The organism is Streptomyces gossypii (assembly GCF_025165795.1).
Classification (GTDB): Bacteria; Actinomycetota; Actinomycetes; order Streptomycetales; family Streptomycetaceae; genus Streptomyces; species Streptomyces gossypii.
Genome location: NZ_JAJAGO010000031.1, coordinates 1 through 16,214, shown reverse-complemented (window position 1 = coordinate 16,214; position 16,214 = coordinate 1). Strand labels below are relative to the sequence as shown.

General features: G+C 69.8%; 17 protein-coding genes. 12 read left to right on the top strand and 5 right to left on the bottom strand.

Annotation, left to right across the window (positions count from 1 at the left end):
• Positions 1 to 332: 332 nt before the first annotated feature.
• Together LHJ74_RS33975 and LHJ74_RS33970 are read left to right on the top strand one after the other, a co-directional pair.
• Positions 333 to 539 (top strand): hypothetical protein, encoded by a 207-nt coding sequence (locus LHJ74_RS33975; protein WP_260222219.1) that lies wholly within the window; start codon positions 333 to 335, stop codon positions 537 to 539.
• A 79-nt stretch (positions 540 to 618) separates the two neighbouring features.
• A complete protein-coding gene (locus LHJ74_RS33970; RefSeq protein WP_260222218.1) occupies positions 619 to 1,137 on the top strand; it encodes a SixA phosphatase family protein in 519 nt (172 codons plus the stop codon).
• Between the two features lie 57 nt (positions 1,138 to 1,194).
• On the opposite strand, the gene serB is transcribed toward LHJ74_RS33970, so the two are convergent.
• A complete protein-coding gene (gene serB, locus LHJ74_RS33965) occupies positions 1,195 to 2,478 on the bottom strand; it encodes a phosphoserine phosphatase SerB (RefSeq protein WP_260222217.1) in 1,284 nt (427 codons plus the stop codon).
• Between the two features lie 281 nt (positions 2,479 to 2,759).
• Between serB and LHJ74_RS33960 the strand changes: the two genes are divergently transcribed.
• From LHJ74_RS33960 to LHJ74_RS33945, 4 genes are all read left to right on the top strand, one after another.
• Positions 2,760 to 5,438: an ABC transporter ATP-binding protein/permease gene (locus tag LHJ74_RS33960; protein WP_446033496.1), complete on the top strand. Its 2,679-nt coding sequence runs from the start codon at positions 2,760 to 2,762 to the stop codon at positions 5,436 to 5,438.
• Positions 5,439 to 5,729: 291 nt separating this feature from the next.
• Positions 5,730 to 6,893 carry a GAF domain-containing sensor histidine kinase gene (locus LHJ74_RS33955; protein WP_260222221.1) on the top strand — a complete coding sequence of 388 codons (1,164 nt, stop codon included), beginning with the start codon at positions 5,730 to 5,732 and terminating at the stop codon, positions 6,891 to 6,893.
• Positions 6,886 to 7,530 (top strand): response regulator, encoded by a 645-nt coding sequence (locus tag LHJ74_RS33950; protein ID WP_260222215.1) that lies wholly within the window; start codon positions 6,886 to 6,888, stop codon positions 7,528 to 7,530. The genes LHJ74_RS33955 and LHJ74_RS33950 overlap by 8 nt, the downstream gene beginning before the upstream one ends.
• Positions 7,531 to 7,653: 123 nt before the next feature.
• On the top strand, positions 7,654 to 7,911 hold the full coding sequence (locus tag LHJ74_RS33945) for a chaplin (protein ID WP_260222214.1): 258 nt from the start codon (positions 7,654 to 7,656) through the stop codon (positions 7,909 to 7,911).
• Positions 7,912 to 7,966: 55 nt separating this feature from the next.
• Here the strand turns inward: LHJ74_RS33945 and LHJ74_RS33940 are convergent, their stop codons facing one another.
• Positions 7,967 to 8,887: an Rv1486c family protein gene (locus LHJ74_RS33940; RefSeq protein WP_260222213.1), complete on the bottom strand. Its 921-nt coding sequence runs from the start codon at positions 8,885 to 8,887 to the stop codon at positions 7,967 to 7,969.
• 107 nt (positions 8,888 to 8,994) lie between these two features.
• Here LHJ74_RS33940 and LHJ74_RS33935 point away from each other — a divergent pair, with 107 nt between their 5' ends.
• The 4 genes from LHJ74_RS33935 (at position 8,995) to LHJ74_RS33920 (ending at position 12,200) form a co-directional block, all read left to right on the top strand.
• Positions 8,995 to 9,786, top strand: a complete 792-nt coding sequence (locus LHJ74_RS33935; RefSeq protein WP_260222212.1) for an ABC transporter ATP-binding protein — start codon at positions 8,995 to 8,997, stop codon at positions 9,784 to 9,786.
• Between the two features lie 21 nt (positions 9,787 to 9,807).
• Positions 9,808 to 10,230 carry an NfeD family protein gene (locus LHJ74_RS33930; protein ID WP_260222211.1) on the top strand — a complete coding sequence of 141 codons (423 nt, stop codon included), beginning with the start codon at positions 9,808 to 9,810 and terminating at the stop codon, positions 10,228 to 10,230.
• A gap of 132 nt (positions 10,231 to 10,362) precedes the next feature.
• Positions 10,363 to 11,325, top strand: a complete 963-nt coding sequence (locus LHJ74_RS33925; protein ID WP_260222210.1) for an SPFH domain-containing protein — start codon at positions 10,363 to 10,365, stop codon at positions 11,323 to 11,325.
• 107 nt (positions 11,326 to 11,432) lie between these two features.
• Positions 11,433 to 12,200 (top strand): sulfite exporter TauE/SafE family protein, encoded by a 768-nt coding sequence (locus LHJ74_RS33920; protein ID WP_260222209.1) that lies wholly within the window; start codon positions 11,433 to 11,435, stop codon positions 12,198 to 12,200.
• A 46-nt stretch (positions 12,201 to 12,246) separates the two neighbouring features.
• On the opposite strand, the gene LHJ74_RS33915 is transcribed toward LHJ74_RS33920, so the two are convergent.
• Both LHJ74_RS33915 and LHJ74_RS33910 read right to left on the bottom strand, forming a co-directional pair.
• Positions 12,247 to 12,759 (bottom strand): HNH endonuclease, encoded by a 513-nt coding sequence (locus LHJ74_RS33915; RefSeq protein WP_260222208.1) that lies wholly within the window; start codon positions 12,757 to 12,759, stop codon positions 12,247 to 12,249.
• A 138-nt stretch (positions 12,760 to 12,897) separates the two neighbouring features.
• Positions 12,898 to 13,437, bottom strand: a complete 540-nt coding sequence (locus LHJ74_RS33910) for a YbhB/YbcL family Raf kinase inhibitor-like protein (protein WP_260222207.1) — start codon at positions 13,435 to 13,437, stop codon at positions 12,898 to 12,900.
• Positions 13,438 to 13,724: 287 nt separating this feature from the next.
• Here LHJ74_RS33910 and LHJ74_RS33905 point away from each other — a divergent pair, with 287 nt between their 5' ends.
• Complete coding sequence (locus LHJ74_RS33905) at positions 13,725 to 14,156, top strand: barstar family protein (RefSeq protein WP_260222206.1); 432 nt, start codon at positions 13,725 to 13,727, stop codon at positions 14,154 to 14,156.
• A 104-nt stretch (positions 14,157 to 14,260) separates the two neighbouring features.
• On the opposite strand, the gene LHJ74_RS33900 is transcribed toward LHJ74_RS33905, so the two are convergent.
• The gene (locus LHJ74_RS33900; RefSeq protein WP_260222220.1) at positions 14,261 to 15,043 is read right to left on the bottom strand and encodes a sporulation protein; all 783 of its coding nucleotides are present in this window, start codon (positions 15,041 to 15,043) and stop codon (positions 14,261 to 14,263) included.
• Positions 15,044 to 15,143: 100 nt separating this feature from the next.
• Here LHJ74_RS33900 and LHJ74_RS33895 point away from each other — a divergent pair, with 100 nt between their 5' ends.
• Positions 15,144 to 15,815 (top strand): DNA-3-methyladenine glycosylase, encoded by a 672-nt coding sequence (locus tag LHJ74_RS33895; protein ID WP_260222205.1) that lies wholly within the window; start codon positions 15,144 to 15,146, stop codon positions 15,813 to 15,815.
• The last annotated feature ends 399 nt before the right edge of the window (positions 15,816 to 16,214 follow it).

The window sequence follows — 16,214 nt, the reverse complement described above, 5'->3', positions numbered from 1 at the left end:
GACCGTCAAAGCCCGCACGCCGAGACGGTGCGGTACCGGTACGCGAACGTAGTGAGCCTCAGCGAGCGAGCCGAAGGGCGCGCCGGTGTCGAAAGTGACGAGACCAAGTGAGCGAGGTACGAGCGAGTGCAGTGTCGAGGAGTGTCGACACCGGGTACGAGCGCCCGGAGGCGAGAGAGCGCAAAAAAAGGGGGGCTAGCACCACCGTCCCCTAGGGGGTGAGGCTCAGGGGGAACTGGGTGGGTCACCGGATGGGATCGGGCTGTGTGCGCCCGTAGCTTCGAGTACCGGGACAGGATCGGGATCGAAGGCTACTCACGGAGGCGAGCCCCATGGCGGCTCTTACGGACATCACCAGTTCCCCGCGCCGCCGTGGCGACGTGGGGGCGAGACTGCCGTGGTGGGCGGTGGCGCTTCCCGCCGTCACCTTCTTCGCTCTGCTGTTGCTGATCGTGAGCGGGGGCGGTGCGGATGCCGCGGAGTACGGCGAGCCGGGCACGCGGCTGCTGGAGAGGATCGAGGCGGCGCTGCCGGGCTGATGTCCGGGCTGTGCGTCCGTGGCGGGCGCCTCGTCAACCGCTCGCGCCCGGCGGCGCGTTTCATGCGAAGCTGGGACGCATGAGCGTCGACGTGCCCCGCAGTATCGTCCTTCTCCGGCATGCCAAGGCAGACTGGCCTGATGTGGCCGACCACGACCGTCCGCTCGCGGACCGGGGCCGCAGGGACGCCCCGGCTGTCGGCGAGTGGCTCGCCGCGAACGGCGTGAGTCCCCAACTCACTCTCTGCTCCACCGCGACTCGTACCCGCGAGACATGGAAACTGGTGGTCCCCCACCTCCCTCACCGTCCCCGTACGGTGTACGAGGACGGGCTGTACGAAGCCTCCGCGGGCGAGATCATCGCGCTGATCAATGACACTCCGGCCGACGTCCAGGATCTGCTCCTCGTCGGTCACAATCCCGGCATGCAGACGCTCGCCGAAACGCTGACGGGCAGCGCCGAGGGTGACGCGTTGACACGTATGACGCGTGGCGGCTTCCCCACCTCGGCGCTCGCGGTCATTCGCTTCACCGGCCCTTGGAAGTCCGTCGAGCCGGGCATGGGCACACTGGCCGGGTACTGGTCCCCGCGCGAGTAGCGCGAACTCGCGCGGAGGCATGTCCCCGGGCTCTCCGCGCGAGTTGACGGCGCCGGATTACGCTGGTGCCTGCTGCTTTCCGTCCTCGCCGGGCGAGGAAGCGGGTTCGGCGGCTTCCGCGGCCTCGACCTCTTCCCGGGTGATGCCGAGCAGATAGAGCACGGTGTCCAGGAAGGGCACGGTCACCGCGGTGTGCGCGGCTTCCCGTACAACCGGCTTTGCGTTGAACGCGACGCCGAGGCCCGCGGTGTTGAGCATGTCGAGGTCATTGGCCCCGTCGCCGATCGCCACGGTCTGGACGAGCGGCACGCCCGCCTCCTCGGCGAAGCGGCGAAGCAGCCGGGCCTTGCCCGCCCGGTCGACGATCTCGCCGGTGACCCGGCCGGTGAGCTTGCCGTCGACGATCTCCAGCGTGTTGGCCGAGGCGAAGTCCAGCCCGAGTTCCCGTTGCAGCGCGTCGGTGACCTGGGTGAATCCGCCGGAGACGACGCCGACCTGGAAGCCGAGCCGCTTGAGCGTACGGACGAGGGTGCGGGCGCCCGGCGTGAGTCGTACCTCGGTCCGGACCTTGTCCACCACCGACGCGTCGAGTCCGGCGAGCAGCCGCACCCTGGCGTGCAGGGACTCCTCGAAGTCCAGCTCCCCGCGCATGGCGCGCTGGGTGACCTCGGCGACCTCCGCCTCGCAGCCGGCGTGCGCGGCGAAGAGCTCGATCACCTCGTCCTGGATGAGCGTCGAGTCGACGTCCATCACCACCAGCCGCTGGGCGCGGCGCTGGAGTCCGGAGGCGACGACCGCGACGTCGACGCCGTAGCGGGCGGCCTCCAGCGCCAGCGCGGTGCGCAGGGCGGCGGTGTCGGCGCCGGAGACATCGCATTCCACGGCGGTGACGGGGTACTTCGCGAGGCGGAAGATGCGGTCGATGTTGCCGCCCGTGGCGGTGATGCTGGCCGCTATGGCGGCGGTCGACTCGGCGGTGAGCGGGTGGCCCAGCACGGTGACATGGGAGCGCCCCGTGCCACGCGGCTGGTTGTCGCCGGTGCCGGAGATGATCTCGGCTTCCAGCCCCATGGACTCGGCCCAGCTGTGTACGGTGGCGCGGAGCGCGCCCTCGTTGGTGCCGCTGATGGTCGGGCCGGTCGCGGGCGCGGTGATCAGGGCGCACAGGGTGATCCGGCCGCGGGTCACGAGCTGTTCGATGTCCACCACGTCGACGGAGTACGCGGCGAGTGTGTCGAAGAGTCCGGCGGTGATGCCGGGGCGGTCCTTGCCGAAGATCTTGACGAGATACGTCGGGGTATCGGGCGAGAGCGAGGTGGCAATGGCCTTCGATGGGGTCATGGTGCGTTCACGTTATCGCTGAGCGCCTCCGGCCTCATGCGGGGGCCTCTCCTGAGGGGCCGCATGGTGGACTCCGGAGGGCGGGTGTACGTATCCTTCGCTTTCTGTGTGGAGAAGTGGAGGCCGTCGGCTTTCACGGGGGGTTTGGATCGGTTTCGTCGTGCCTGACGAGGGCATTTCACGGGGTGGCTTCCTGTCTGGCGGCAGAGCCTGAAATAGTTCCCCCCGATGTTCACCATCCCTAGACCCCCTTCGACGGGGGAAGCTCGGGGGACAACTTTGTGGGGCATGGAGTGCCGGAACTCGTACTGGAACTGAACGGACAGACCTGGACGCTTGACGCGTCCAGGGCGTACAACCTGGGACGCGATCCGCAGGGGGACGTGGTGATCGAGGACGCCAGGGTTTCCTGGCGGCACGCCACGGTGCGATGGGGGGGACGCGCCTGGCTCATAGAAGACCACGGCAGCACGAACGGCACGTATGTGCATGGTCAGCGGATTCAGCAGATGGAAATCGGCCCCGGAATGAGTGTGTATCTGGGGAATGCCACCGACGGGCCGCGCATGAGCCTCTCCGGCGCTCCGGCCGCCGCTGCGGCTCCCGCCGCCGACGCGTACAGCGCGCAGGGCGGCGCACCGGTGCAGCAGCAGGCACCGCACGCACAGCAGGCGCCGCACGCGCACCAAGCACAGCAGGCACAGCAGGCGCCGCCGCAGCATGGCGGCCCTCCGGGGTGGGGGCAGCAGCCGCAGCAGCCCATGCAGCCGCAGCAACAGCAGCACCAGCAGCACCAGCAGCAGCACCAGCCTCTGCAGCGGCCGATGCAGCAGCCGCACGGCCAGCAGGCCGGCTGGCAGCAGCAGGTGCCGCAGCAGGGCCCGCCGCCGCACCAGCAGGGCCCGCCGCACCAGCAGGGTCCTCCGCCGCAGCAGGTTCCGCCGCACGGCGACCTGCGCAGCCCGACGACGTTCCACCAGGTGGCCCTCGGCCGGGTGATGCGGATCGGCCGCGCACTGGAGAACGAACTCGTCGTCTCCGACCTCCAGGTCTCCCGGAACCACGCGGAGTTCCGTGCGTCGCCCGACGGCCGCTTCGAGATCCACGACCTCGGAAGCCACAACGGCACCTATGTCAACGGGCAGCCGCTGCAGAAGGCCGGTTCCGCGGTCATCACCCCGCAGGACACGGTAAGTGTCGGTCACTCCAGCTTCCGGCTGGTGGGGGACCGGCTCGAGGAGTTCGTCGACACCGGTGAGGTCTCCTTCTCGGCCCGCCACCTGACGGTCAAGGTCGACAACGGCAAGGTGATCCTCAACAACGTCACCTTCGGTCTCCCGGAGAAGTCGCTGGTCGCGGTGATCGGCCCGTCCGGCTCCGGCAAGTCCACGCTGCTGCGGGCCCTCACCGGCTACCGTCCGGCGGACGTCGGCGACGTCCTCTACGACAACCGGAATCTCTACAAGCACTTCGCCGAGCTGCGCCAGCGCATCGGTCTGGTCCCGCAGGACGACATCCTGCACAAGGAGCTGACGGTACGTACGGCGCTGCGCTACGCCGCGCGGCTCCGCTTTCCGGGTGACGTCGCCGAGGCCGAGCGCAACGCCCGTATCGAGGAGGTGCTCGCCGAGCTCAAGCTCGACATCCACGCGGGCAAGAAGATCACCTCGCTCTCCGGCGGCCAGCGCAAGCGGGTCTCGGTCGCCCTGGAGCTGCTCACCAAGCCGTCGCTGATCTTCCTGGACGAGCCGACCTCCGGCCTCGACCCGGGCATGGACCGCGACGTCATGCAGCTGCTGCGCGGCCTCGCCGACGACGGCCGCACCGTCCTGGTCGTCACCCACTCCGTCGCGGAACTGGCGCTGTGCGACAAGCTCCTGGTGATGGCCCCGGGCGGCGGCGTGTCGTACTTCGGCCCGCCGGAGGAGGCGCTCAACTTCTTCGGTTACGACAGCTGGGCCGACGTCTTCTCGGCCTTCGAGAACTACCGCGACTACGACTGGATGGCCCGCTGGCAGGGCTCGCAGCACTACCAGATGTACGCCGCGGACATCGACGCCGTCGAGCCGCAGGTCCAGCAGGGCATGCCGCAGGTGCCGACCAGGATGCGCAAACCGCAGAGCTGGGGCAGTCAGCTGTGGACGCTCACCCGTAGATATGTCTCCGTCATCGCCTCCGACAAGGGCTTCATGGCGCTGATGCTGGCCCTGCCCGTCCTGCTGGGCGTGGTGAGTACGGTCATCCCCGCGGAGTACGGCTTCCGGAAGCATCCGGACGATCCGAAGCTTTCCAATTCGGCCGCGGGCACCATCCTGCTGATCCTCGCGGTGGGCATGTGCTTCTCCGGGGCCGCCAACTCCGTACGTGAGCTGATCAAGGAGCGGGTCATCTACGAGCGGGAACGGGCGACCGGCCTCTCCCGTTCGGCGTATCTGATGTCCAAGGTGCTCGTCCTCACGCTGATCACCGCGTTCCAGGGCGTGATCCTCTGCGGCATCGGATTCTCCGTACGTGACCTTCCCGAGGAAGGTCTGGTGGTGCCGGCGGCCATCGAGATGTGTGCGGCGATCATCGCGCTCGGCTTCACCTCCATGGCGTTCGGTCTGATCATCTCCTCGCTGGTGAAGACCGCCGAGAAGACGATGCCGCTGCTGGTCATGTTCGCCATCATCCAGGTCGTCTTCACCGGCATCCTCTTCCAGCTCTTCGACTCGCTGGGCGTCGAACAGATCGCGTGGCTGATGCCCTCGCGCTGGGCGATCGGCGCGGCCGGTGCCTCCATGGACCTGGCGACCGTGATGCCTCCCTGGGAGCAGGGCGGCGATCCCGACCCGCTGTGGGAGCACAGCCTCGGGATCTACCTGCTGGACATGAGCATCCTGATCGCGATGGGCGTCGTGTGCTGCATCGTGGTCGCCCGACTGCTCCGGCGGCACGAGCCCGAGGTCATGCGCGACTAGGCCGCTGTCCGGGCGGTCTTCTCGGGCCTGCGACGCCCGGCACCGCGCCTCGCTGGTCCTCAAAGATCGCCCGGACAGGGCCTGGGGTCTGTCGATTGAGTCAGGCTGGATCAGTGCGGCACCCGCGCCACGGCGGCTGCGGCCACCGCGCCCGGAGGGCGGCACCCCGGTGCCGCCCTTCAGGCGTGTTTGACCGCGGGTCCGGCCGCCTACGGCGAAGGGCCTACGCCCAGCGTCCCGCCCTCCCACCACGCCGGGCCGATCCTCCGGCACCCCGGCGCCGGTACGGTGATCAGCATGGTCCCCCGCACCGGGCTGGCCGCCGTCAGCGCGGCCCTGCTCGCGATGAACCGGCATCTCGAAGTGCGCGACGTCCTCCAGACGATCGTCGCCTCCGCCCGAGAGCTGCTCGACGCCGAGTACGCGGCCCTCGGCGTGCCCGACGATCACGGCGGCTTCGCCCAGTTCGTGGTGGACGGGGTGAGCGACGAGCAGTGGCGCGCCATCGGCCCGCTGCCCCGCCAGCACGGCATCCTCGCCGCGATGCTGCGCGAAGCGACCCCGCAGCGGCTCGCGGACGTCCGCGACGACCCGCGCTTCGAGGGCTGGCCCTCCACACACCCCGAGATGACCGATTTCCTCGGTATGCCGATCGCCGCCGAGGACGAGGTGCTCGGCGCGCTCTTCTTGTCCAACAAGCGCGGCCCGGCCAACAAGCGGGGCCCATGCCCCTCCGGAGCGTGCGGCTTCACTGAGGAGGACGAGGACCTGCTGCGCGTACTGGCCCAGCACGCCGCCCTCGCCCTCACCAACGCACGCCTGTACGAGCGCAGCCGCGAGCTGACCATCGCGGGCGAGCGGGCCCGGATCGCGCACGACCTCCATGACGCCGTCGCCCAGAAGCTCTTCTCACTCCGTCTCACCGCCCAGGCGGCGGCCGCACTCGTCGACCGGGACCCGGCCCGCGCCAAGGAGGAGTTGCACGAGGTCTCCCGGCTCGCTGCGGAAGCGGCCGACGAACTGCGCGCCGCCGTCGTCGAACTGCGCCCCGCGGCGCTGGACGACGACGGACTCATCGCCGTCCTGCGCTCCCAGACCCAGGTGCTCGACCGCGCCCACTCGGCCCGTGTGACGTTCGTCTGCGAGGGCGTACGGGCGCTGCCCGCCGCCCAGGAGGAGGCGCTGCTGCGGGTGGCGCAGGAGGCGATGCACAACGCACTGCGGCACGCGGACGCCACCCGGCTGGCCGTCACGCTCACCCGTCGGGGAGCCGGAGTCGTCCTGCGGGTGGCGGACGACGGACGCGGCTTCGTCACCTCCGCGGTGCGCCGTGCGGGGCGCCATCTCGGCCTGGTGTCGATGCGGGACCGGGCAAGGGGTGTCGGCGGGCGGCTGACCGTGGAATCGGAGCCCGGCAAGGGCACCACGATCGAGATGGAGGTACCCGGTGGCTGAACCGGGCACGATCAAGGTCCTGCTGGTGGACGACCACCAGGTCGTCCGGCGCGGACTGCGCACCTTCCTGGAGGTCCAGGACGACATCGAGGTCGTGGGGGAGGCCGCGGACGGCGCGCAGGGCGTGGAGCTGGCCGAGGAGCTGCGCCCCGACGTGGTGCTGATGGACGTGAAGATGCCCGGCACCGACGGGATCGAGGCGCTGCGGCGGCTGCGCGAACTGGAGAACCCCGCGCGTGTCCTGATCGTCACCAGCTTCACCGAACAGCGCACCGTCGTCCCGGCCCTGCGCGCGGGCGCGGCCGGTTACGTCTACAAGGACGTCGACCCGGAGGCGCTCGCCGGAGCCATCCGCTCCGTGCACGCCGGGCATGTGCTGCTCCAGCCGGAGGTTGCCGGTGCGCTGCTCTCGGACGGCGGGGCGGGCGGCGGGGGCCGGGGGCCCGCACTGACGGAACGCGAGCGCGAGGTGCTCGGGCTGATCGCCGACGGCCGCTCCAACCGGGAGATCGCACGGACCCTGGTGCTCTCCGAGAAGACGGTGAAGACCCATGTCTCGAACATTCTGATGAAGCTCGATCTGGCGGACCGCACCCAGGCGGCGTTGTGGGCGGTACGCCACGGTCTGACCGACTGAAGCCAGTTCAAGATTCATCCAGTCGTGTGTTTCTCACCCACATGGCGCAACCTCGCGGGCTGTGAGCCGTTTTCAGGGCGTGCCGCGGCAGCTGCCGCGGCGGTTCGCACAGGAGGATCAGAAGTGAAGAACATCAAGAGGATCGCCGCCATCACGATGACCGCGGGCGGGCTCGTCATCGCCGGTGCCGGTGCCGCCTCGGCGACCGTGACGCCCGGCGGCGGAGCCCACGCGGCGGGTGTCGCCGCACACTCGCCCGGCGTTCTCTCGGGCAACGTGGTCCAGGCTCCCATCCACGTGCCGCTGAACGTCTGCGGCAACTCGGTCAGCGTGATCGGCCTGCTGAACCCGACGTTCGGGAACACCTGCGTCAACGCCTGAGCACAGCATGAGAACGCCCCGCGGCCACCAGGCCGCGGGGCGTTCCCGTGCTCGGTCAGGCCCGCCTGCGCTCCAGCTCCTCCGCGTACGCGTTGTAGGCGGCCACCTGGGCCCGCCTGGCCGTACGCTCCACCGGGCGCAGCGCCCGCGCCCGTACCTCCATCTCGGAGGCGCTGACCGCTCCGCCGTGCTCCCGCCCGTCGCCACCGCGCGTGTGGGCGATCGACACCAGCGCCGTCACCCGCTGCGCCAGCTCCAGCACCCGGACCGCGCGAGCCGGGTAGCCGGGAGCCAGCAGCTGCCGCCCAGCCTCCATCCGCGCCCGGTACGCCGCCAGCGCCGCGTCCGAGGCCGGTCCCGAACCGGCGACGTCCAGCCGGGTCAGCAGTTCGGTGGCCTCCCGCATCGCCTCCGCCAGTTCGCGTTCCGCCTCGCCCAGCGAGGGGACGTCGGCGGGCGGCGCCTCGCGTACGGGCAAGCAGCGCCAGACCACCTCGACATGAGTATCGTCCGGGTGAACTCCGGCCCCGGAGGGCCCAGCCGCGGACACCTCCGGCACGAACCCGAGCGCGGCACCCACGGCGAGCACCGCCTCACCCGCGTCCAGCGCCCGGCTGTTGAACACCGGCGGCCCGCTGAGCCCCAGCGGATGCCCCGGCACGGGCAGCGCGACCCGGAGCCCCGAGGCGCCGAGCGTGCGCAGCCGCCCGAGCGCCAGGGTCAGCCCGACCGGGGGCGGCTCCGGCGCGTGCGCCCGCCCGTCGACCGCCCGCCCGTCGTCGTGCACGCCCTCAAGGGGAAACGCGTACCCCTCCTCCCGTCTGTCCTCCTGCCTGCTCCTTTCGGGCAGCCCGGCCACCCGGTGCACTGCGTCGTCCCCGACGATCCGCTGTGCGGCCTCGTCGGGCGAGATCTCTTGGGCAAACAGGGCGTTCCCCCAGGCGGCCAAGCGCCCCGAACGCGGTTCCTCCAGCATGACCCCCAGCCTAGGGAACGTGCTCCCGACCACGTGGCGTAGGTTTTGCCCTGGGGACTGTGCCGGTTGGCACGGGCAACAGCGACTGCGATGGGAGACGCGCGCTCATGAGCGATGTACTGGAGCTGGTGGACGTATCCGTGGTCCGCGAGGGCCGTGCTCTGGTGGACGAGGTCTCCTGGTCGGTGAAGGAAGGCGAGCGATGGGTCATCCTCGGCCCCAACGGCGCAGGCAAGACAACCTTGCTCAACATCGCCTCCAGCTACCTCTTCCCCACAACCGGGACCGCCACCATCCTCGGCGACCGGCTCGGGAGCGTCGACGTCTTCGAGCTGCGCCCGCGGATCGGGGTCGCCGGTATGGCCGTGGCCGAGAAGCTGCCGCGCGGACAGACCGTGCTGGAGACCGTGCTCACCGCGGCGTACGGCATGACCGCGCACTGGCGCGAGCGCTATGAGGCGGTGGACGAGGAGCGGGCCCTCGCCTTCCTCGACCGGCTGGGCATGAGCGAGTTCCTGGAGCGGAGGTTCGGCACGCTCTCCGAGGGCGAGCGCAAGCGCACCATGATCGCCCGCGCCATGATGACCGACCCCGAACTGCTGCTCCTCGACGAGCCTGCCGCAGGGCTCGACCTGGGGGGCCGGGAGGATCTGGTGCGGCGGCTGGGGCGGCTCGCGCGTGACCCTTTCGCCCCGTCGATGGTGATGGTGACCCATCATGTCGAGGAGATCGCCCCGGGTTTCAGCCATGTTCTGATGATCCGGCAGGGCAAGGTGACCGCCGCCGGGCCGGTGGAGACGGAGCTGACCTCCCGAAACCTCTCGCACTGCTTCGGACTGCCGCTCGTGGTGGAGCAGCGAGGCGAACGCTGGACGGCACAGGGTCTGCCGCTGCGCTGACCGCGCGCCTACCATGGAGCCGTGGACGCATGGGTGTGGTGGCTGATCGCCGCCGTAGGGCTGGGAATCCCCCTCGTACTCACCGCGATGCCGGAGTTCGGCATGCTCGCGGTCGGCGGTGTTGCCGCCGCCGTCACGGCAGGGCTCGGTGGGGGGCCGGTGGCACAGGTCGCGGTCTTCGCCCTGGTCTCGACAGCGCTGATCCTGGTGGTACGACCACTTGCCAGGCGCTCCCGGCTGCAGCATCCCGGACTGCGCAGCGGTGTTGACGCGCTCCAGGGACGGCAGGCCCTCGTTCTCGAACGAGTGGACGGGCAGGGTGGGCGGATCAAACTGGCCGGAGAGGTCTGGTCGGCCCGGTCGCTCGATCCGGGTGAGAGCTACGAGGTGGGAAGCCAGGTCGATGTGGCTGAGATCGACGGGGCGACCGCCGTCGTGATGTGATGGTCGGGTAACGACTGTACGACGCGGGGTCCCCGTACGGACCATCCGGATTCTCGCTAATTCCACACAGTGCGGATTCCACACAGCGAACCGCCACGGCGGATCTCTACCGACGAGCAGGGGGACTGGCGGATGGACGCCATCATCATTGTCCTGATCATCCTCGTGGTGCTGGTGTTCATCGCCCTCATCAAGACGATTCAGGTCATCCCGCAGGCCAGCGCCGCCATCGTCGAGCGCTTCGGCCGCTACACCCGCACCCTGAACGCGGGTCTCAACATCGTCGTGCCGTTCATCGACACGGTCCGCAACCGGGTCGACCTGCGCGAGCAGGTCGTGCCCTTCCCGCCGCAGCCGGTCATCACCCAAGACAACCTGGTCGTCAACATCGACACGGTGATCTACTACCAGGTGACCGACGCCCGCGCCGCCACGTACGAGGTCTCCAGCTACATCCAGGCGATCGAGCAGCTCACCGTCACCACTCTGCGGAACATCATCGGCGGCATGGACCTGGAGCGGACGCTCACCTCCCGCGAGGAGATCAACGCGGCGCTGCGCGGTGTGCTCGACGAGGCCACCGGCAAGTGGGGCATCCGGGTGAACCGCGTCGAACTCAAGGCGATCGAGCCGCCCACCTCCATCCAGGACTCGATGGAGAAGCAGATGCGCGCCGACCGTGACAAGCGCGCCGCGATCCTCCAGGCGGAAGGCGTGCGGCAGTCCGCGATCCTCACCGCCGAGGGCGAGAAGCAGTCGGCGATCCTGCGCGCCGAGGGCGACTCCAAGTCCGCCGCGCTGCGCGCTGAGGGCGAGGCACAGGCGATCCGCACCGTGTTCGAGTCCATCCACGCCGGCGACGCGGACCAGAAACTGCTCTCCTACCAGTACCTCCAGATGCTGCCGAAGATCGCCGAGGGCGACGCCAACAAGCTCTGGATCGTGCCGAGCGAACTGGGCGACGCGCTCAAGGGCCTCGGCGGGGCGCTGGACGGCTTCCGCGGCGGTGGGAACGGCGGCGGTAACGGTGGCGGCAATGGCGGTGGGAACGGCGGCGGTGGCGGCGACTCGATGTCCAAGCCGTCGCGCGACTGACCGCGTCACCCGCCGCCCGTCTCACTGAGTGACCCGCTTCGCTCTCCTGTACGCCTCTCGGGCATGATCGGTGCACCGAGCACCGACAGTTCGAGGGGCGCTGACGCATGAGCATCTGGGAGGCACTGGCCGTCTGCCTCGCCGGAGTCGGTGCGGGCACCATCAACACCATCGTCGGCTCCGGGACGCTCCTCACCTTCCCGGTACTCCTCGCGGTCGGCCTGCCGCCCGTCACCGCCAACGTCTCCAACTCGCTCGGCCTCGTCCCCGGCTCCATCAGCGGCGCGATCGGCTACCGGCGCGAACTGCGCGGGCAGCGCTCGCGGGTGCTGCGCCTCAGCAGCGTCGCGCTCGTAGGCGGGCTTTCCGGTGCCGTGCTGCTGGTCACCCTGCCGTCCCGCGCGTTCACCCTGATCGTGCCCGTGCTCATCGGGCTCGCGCTGATCCTCGTCATCGCCCAGCCGCGCCTCGCCCGGATCATCCGGAGCCGGCGGGAGCGCAGTGGCGACCAGCCGCACCCCGACGGCGGACCGGTACTGCTCAGCGGCATGGCGGCGTCCAGCGCCTACGGCGGCTACTTCGGCGCCGCCCAGGGGGTCATCTACCTCGCCCTGATGGGCCTGCTCCTCCCGGACGACCTGCAACGGATCAACGCCGTCAAGAACGTCCTCGGCGCCATCGTCAACGGCACCGCCGCGGTCTTCTTCCTCTTCGTCGCCGACTTCGACTGGATGGCCGTACTCCTGATCGCGGTGGGCTCGACGGCCGGCGGCCAGCTCGGCGCCCGTATCGGACGCAAGCTGCCGCCGACCGTGCTGAGGGCGGTCATCGTCGCCGTCGGCATCGTGGCGATCGTCCAGCTCCTGCTGCGCTGACCGCCTCACGGTCCGCTCGGACCGCCGCCCCTCGGATCGCTGCCCCTCAGACCGCCGGAGCGGGCACCGTCAGCCACTCCGGCAGCCCCTCGACATCCCGCAGTCCCAGTGCCAGCAGCAGGGTGTCGGCCGGGGTCGGCTCGAAGGGTTGTACGAGCAGCTTCATGCCCGCCTGCGGGGGAGTGCGGTCCGCCTTGCGGTGATTGTCCGTCGTGCAGGCCGCGACCGTGTTCAGCCAGGTGTCGCCGCCACCGCGCGAGCGCGGGACGACATGGTCCACCGTGGTCGCGCGCCGGCCGCAGTACGCGCACCGGTGACGGTCCCGTACGAGGACGCCGCGCCGCGACCACGGCGCCCGTTGTCGGAACGGCACCCGTACGTATCTGCAGAGCCGGATCACCTGCGGCACCGGGAGGTCGACGCTCGCCGCACGCAGCCGCATTCCGGGGTGCGCGTGCTCGACGACGGCCTTGTCCTGCATCACCAGGACCACCGCACGCCGCAGCGACACCGTCGACAGCGGCTCGAAGCTCGCGTTAAGGACCAGCGTCTCGCGCATCCCCCACACCTCCCCGGTCGGCCCCGCTCGCGTCGGCGAGGTGGCTCCACTGTGCCGGTGCACGCACGGCCGTACAACGCAATTTCCGCACGTTGTGTGACAGGGGAAGGCGGCGGGGCCCGGCGGAGCACACTGCGCTCAGCCGCCGGCGGGCACCTCGTGTACGCCGATCAGCTGCGCCCGCGCGAGCGTGCGGAACCGCAGGTTGAAGCCGACGACCGCGGGTGAGGCGTCCGCGTCCGGGCCGAGCTTCTCGGCGTCCACGGCGTAGACGGTGAAGACATAGCGGTGCGGCCCGTCGCCGGGCGGAGGCGCCGCCCCGCCGAAGTCCCGGGTGCCGAAGTCGTTCCGTACGTGCACGGCCTCCGCCGGCATGTCCTTCATGTCCCCGGTCCCGGCGCCCGACGGCAGCTCGGTAACCGTGGCCGGGATGTCGAAGACCGACCAGTGCCAGAAGCCGCTGCCGGTCGGGGCGTCCGGGTCGAAGCAGGTGACGGCGAAGCTCTTGGTCCCGGCGGGGAAGCCCTCCCAGCGCAGGTGGGGAGAGATGTTCCCCTCGGCGTGCAGCTGTGCGGATCCGAGAGGCTTCCCCTCCGTCACCTCACGGCTTTCGACGCTGAACGCCGGCACGGGCGGGTGGAAGTCGTGGGGGAGCGGGCGCCGCTCGTATTCGGTCACTGGGAACCTCCTGGATCGGGTGCATCGCCGACGACCTGGTCCACGCATCAGGTCGTTATCGGCCGGCGTCGGCCAGCCTAACCAGGGCGGGTCTCCCTGGCTGGCAGCATGGCTGAGTGCTACCAAAGACACTGTCCGGGCGGACCGCACGGCCGTGGCCACCGTGGAGCTCCTCCTCCCGCAGTCCGCTCCTTCCGCGGCGCGCGCGGCGGTTCGTCACCCGCGGGGCGGGGCGAGCCCCATGACACCAGTGACCACTACGAGACCTTCAAAGCGGTGGTGCAATCGTGACCAGCTCTGTGGAACTGCCCGAACTGCCGGAGGACGGACTGAACGGCATCTTCGAGGGCACGGTGCCACCCGGGGTGTACCTGGTCCCTTCGGTGGGGCCGGAGGCACTGCTCCAGGCGGACGCGGAGGGCTGGCAGGCGGCCGTACTCGACCTGGGCGGGGTCACCGGCAGGGACGGATTCTTCGACAGCTGTGTCGCCGGGTTTGAGCTGCCCGAGTGGTTCGAGCGGAACTGGGACACGCTCACGGACTGCCTCACGGATCTCTCCTGGTGGGGTGAGACCCGCGGCTACCTCGTACTGACGAGCGGCTGGCCGGACTTCGCGCGCGCCGCCCCCCGGGACGCCGACACGGCCGCCGCCATTCTCGCGGCGGCCGTCGGCTACTGGGCGGTACGCGAGACGCCCCTGGCCGTACTGCTCGGCTGAGAGCCGGTCGGGTGACCGGCAGGCTGCCACACAGGCTCTGACCGGCGGGACCCGGCGGGACCCGGCAGGACCGGGAACCCGCCGAACGGCGGAAGCCGATGGCCTCAGAACCAGTTGCGCTTCCCACCGACCTCGGAGAGCCACTGGTTGAGATAGGCGCTCCAGTCGGTCTGCTGGTAGTCGGCGAGGCTCACCTTGAAGGAGCGGTAGGAGTCGCTGCCCTCGCTGAAGAGACCGGGCTTCTTGTCCATCTCCAGGACGACGTCCATCTCCCGGTCGTCCGAGACGAAGCTCAGCTCCACCGCGTTCAGGCCGCGGTACTGCTCCGGAGCGTAGAACTCGATCTCCTGGTAGAAGGGCAGCCGCTGCCGGGTGCCACGGATCTGGCCCTTCTCCATGTCCGCGCTCTTGAAGCGGAAGCCGAGGGCGCCGAAGGCGTCCAGCAGTGCCTGCTGGGCGGGGAGCGGGTGCACGTTCACCGGGTCGAGGTCACCGGAGTCGACCGCGCGGGCGATCTCCAGCTCGGTCACGACACCGATGTGCATACCGGTGAGCTGACGGCCCATGAACGTGGTGATGGGCGTCTCCCACGGAATCTCCAGGCCGAAGGGCACCGCGTGCACCGCGCCCGGCTGCACCTCGAAGGCCCCGCCGAGCCGCTCCCTGTGGAACTCGATGTCCTGCTTGACCTCGGTGTCCTGGCCCTCGACCTCGACCTGAGCCTGCAGGCCGACCGACAGGCCCTCGATCTGCTGGGCGACGGATCCGCCCTGGACACGCACCTCGCCCTGCACGATCCCGCCCGGCAGCACGTTCGGCTCGGTGAGCACCGTCTCGACCGACGCACCCCCCGCTCCCACACTGGCAAGCAGCTTCTTGAAGCCCATGCTCATCCTCTCCAGGATCGGCTGTATCAATGGATAACTGCTGGTGACTGACGCACCTGCGACGTCACCGGTTCCCGTCCGTCGACTACGCTCCGACGGCATGATTGCTGGCCGAGACTGTACGCCGGACGCGGGGGACTGGAGCAGCCCGCTCCCGCGGGCCTTCTTCGACCGCCCCGTGCTGGAAGTCGCACCGGATCTGCTGGGACGCGTGCTCGTTCGAACCACGGCGGAGGGGACGATCAAGCTCCGTCTCACCGAGGTCGAGGCCTATGCCGGAGAGATCGACCCCGGCTCGCACGCCTTCCGGGGGAAGACAAGGCGGAACGCCTCGATGTTCGGGCCGCCGGGACACGCGTACGTCTACTTCATCTACGGGATGTGGTGGAACCTCAACCTGGTCTGCGGTCCGGAGGGGCACGCGAGCGGTGTGCTGCTGCGGGGCGGCGAGATCCTGGAGGGCGAGGAACAAGCCTGGGCACGTCGGCCGAAGGCCCGCAAGGGCACCGAGCTGGCCCAGGGACCGGCCCGGTTGGCGACCGGGCTGGGGATCGACCGGGAGCTGGACGGCACTGACGTGTGCGGCGGTGCCGAGGACGCGCCGCTGCGGATCCTCACCGGTCAGGCCGCCGGGACGGGAGCGCTGCGAAGCGGCCCGCGCACCGGTGTGGGGGGCGACGGCGCCGGCCACCCGTGGCGCTTCTGGCTGGACGGCGACCCGACGGTGAGCCCCTACCGGCCGCACAAGCCCCGCCGCCGGGCAGAGGCCTGACGGCACTTGACTCTGCTCGGTCGGCCCCCTAAAGTTGTACGAGCCGCTGGACGGGTGCAGGTTGACACAGCGATCGATATGGTCGGGTGGAGACGCCTCGTAGTGGCCAACCACTACTGACGATTCCCCAAACGGGGTCTATTTCGCGTGTCGAGATATGCCTCTGAAATTCCCGATTATGCATCGGGTGGGAAACCCGCTAACGTAGTGGACATGCCGAAGGGAAAGCCCGGAGGGTGCCGGAGACGGTAACCAAAGGAAGCGTCCGTTCCTTGAGAACTCAACAGCGTGCCAAAAGTCAACGCCAAATGTTGATACCCCTGCTTCCGGCCTCCAGGCCGGGAGTGGTGGTTCCTTTGAAGTACAAAAGACAGCGAGGACGCTGTGAACAGTCGGATT

Bases quoted from the DNA above. Each gene is read 5' to 3' on its own strand.
- LHJ74_RS33895 (WP_260222205.1), top strand. From the start codon at position 15,144: ATGATTGCTGGCCGAGACTGTACGCCGGACGCGGGGGACTGGAGCAGC.
- LHJ74_RS33970 (WP_260222218.1), top strand. From the start codon at position 619: ATGAGCGTCGACGTGCCCCGCAGTATCGTCCTTCTCCGGCATGCCAAG.
- LHJ74_RS33915 (WP_260222208.1), bottom strand. From the start codon at position 12,759: ATGCGCGAGACGCTGGTCCTTAACGCGAGCTTCGAGCCGCTGTCGACG.
- LHJ74_RS33935 (WP_260222212.1), top strand. From the start codon at position 8,995: ATGAGCGATGTACTGGAGCTGGTGGACGTATCCGTGGTCCGCGAGGGC.
- LHJ74_RS33920 (WP_260222209.1), top strand. From the start codon at position 11,433: ATGAGCATCTGGGAGGCACTGGCCGTCTGCCTCGCCGGAGTCGGTGCG.
- LHJ74_RS33900 (WP_260222220.1), bottom strand. From the start codon at position 15,043: ATGGGCTTCAAGAAGCTGCTTGCCAGTGTGGGAGCGGGGGGTGCGTCG.
- LHJ74_RS33940 (WP_260222213.1), bottom strand. From the start codon at position 8,887: ATGCTGGAGGAACCGCGTTCGGGGCGCTTGGCCGCCTGGGGGAACGCC.
- LHJ74_RS33975 (WP_260222219.1), top strand. From the start codon at position 333: ATGGCGGCTCTTACGGACATCACCAGTTCCCCGCGCCGCCGTGGCGAC.
- LHJ74_RS33925 (WP_260222210.1), top strand. From the start codon at position 10,363: ATGGACGCCATCATCATTGTCCTGATCATCCTCGTGGTGCTGGTGTTC.
- serB (WP_260222217.1), bottom strand. From the start codon at position 2,478: ATGACCCCATCGAAGGCCATTGCCACCTCGCTCTCGCCCGATACCCCG.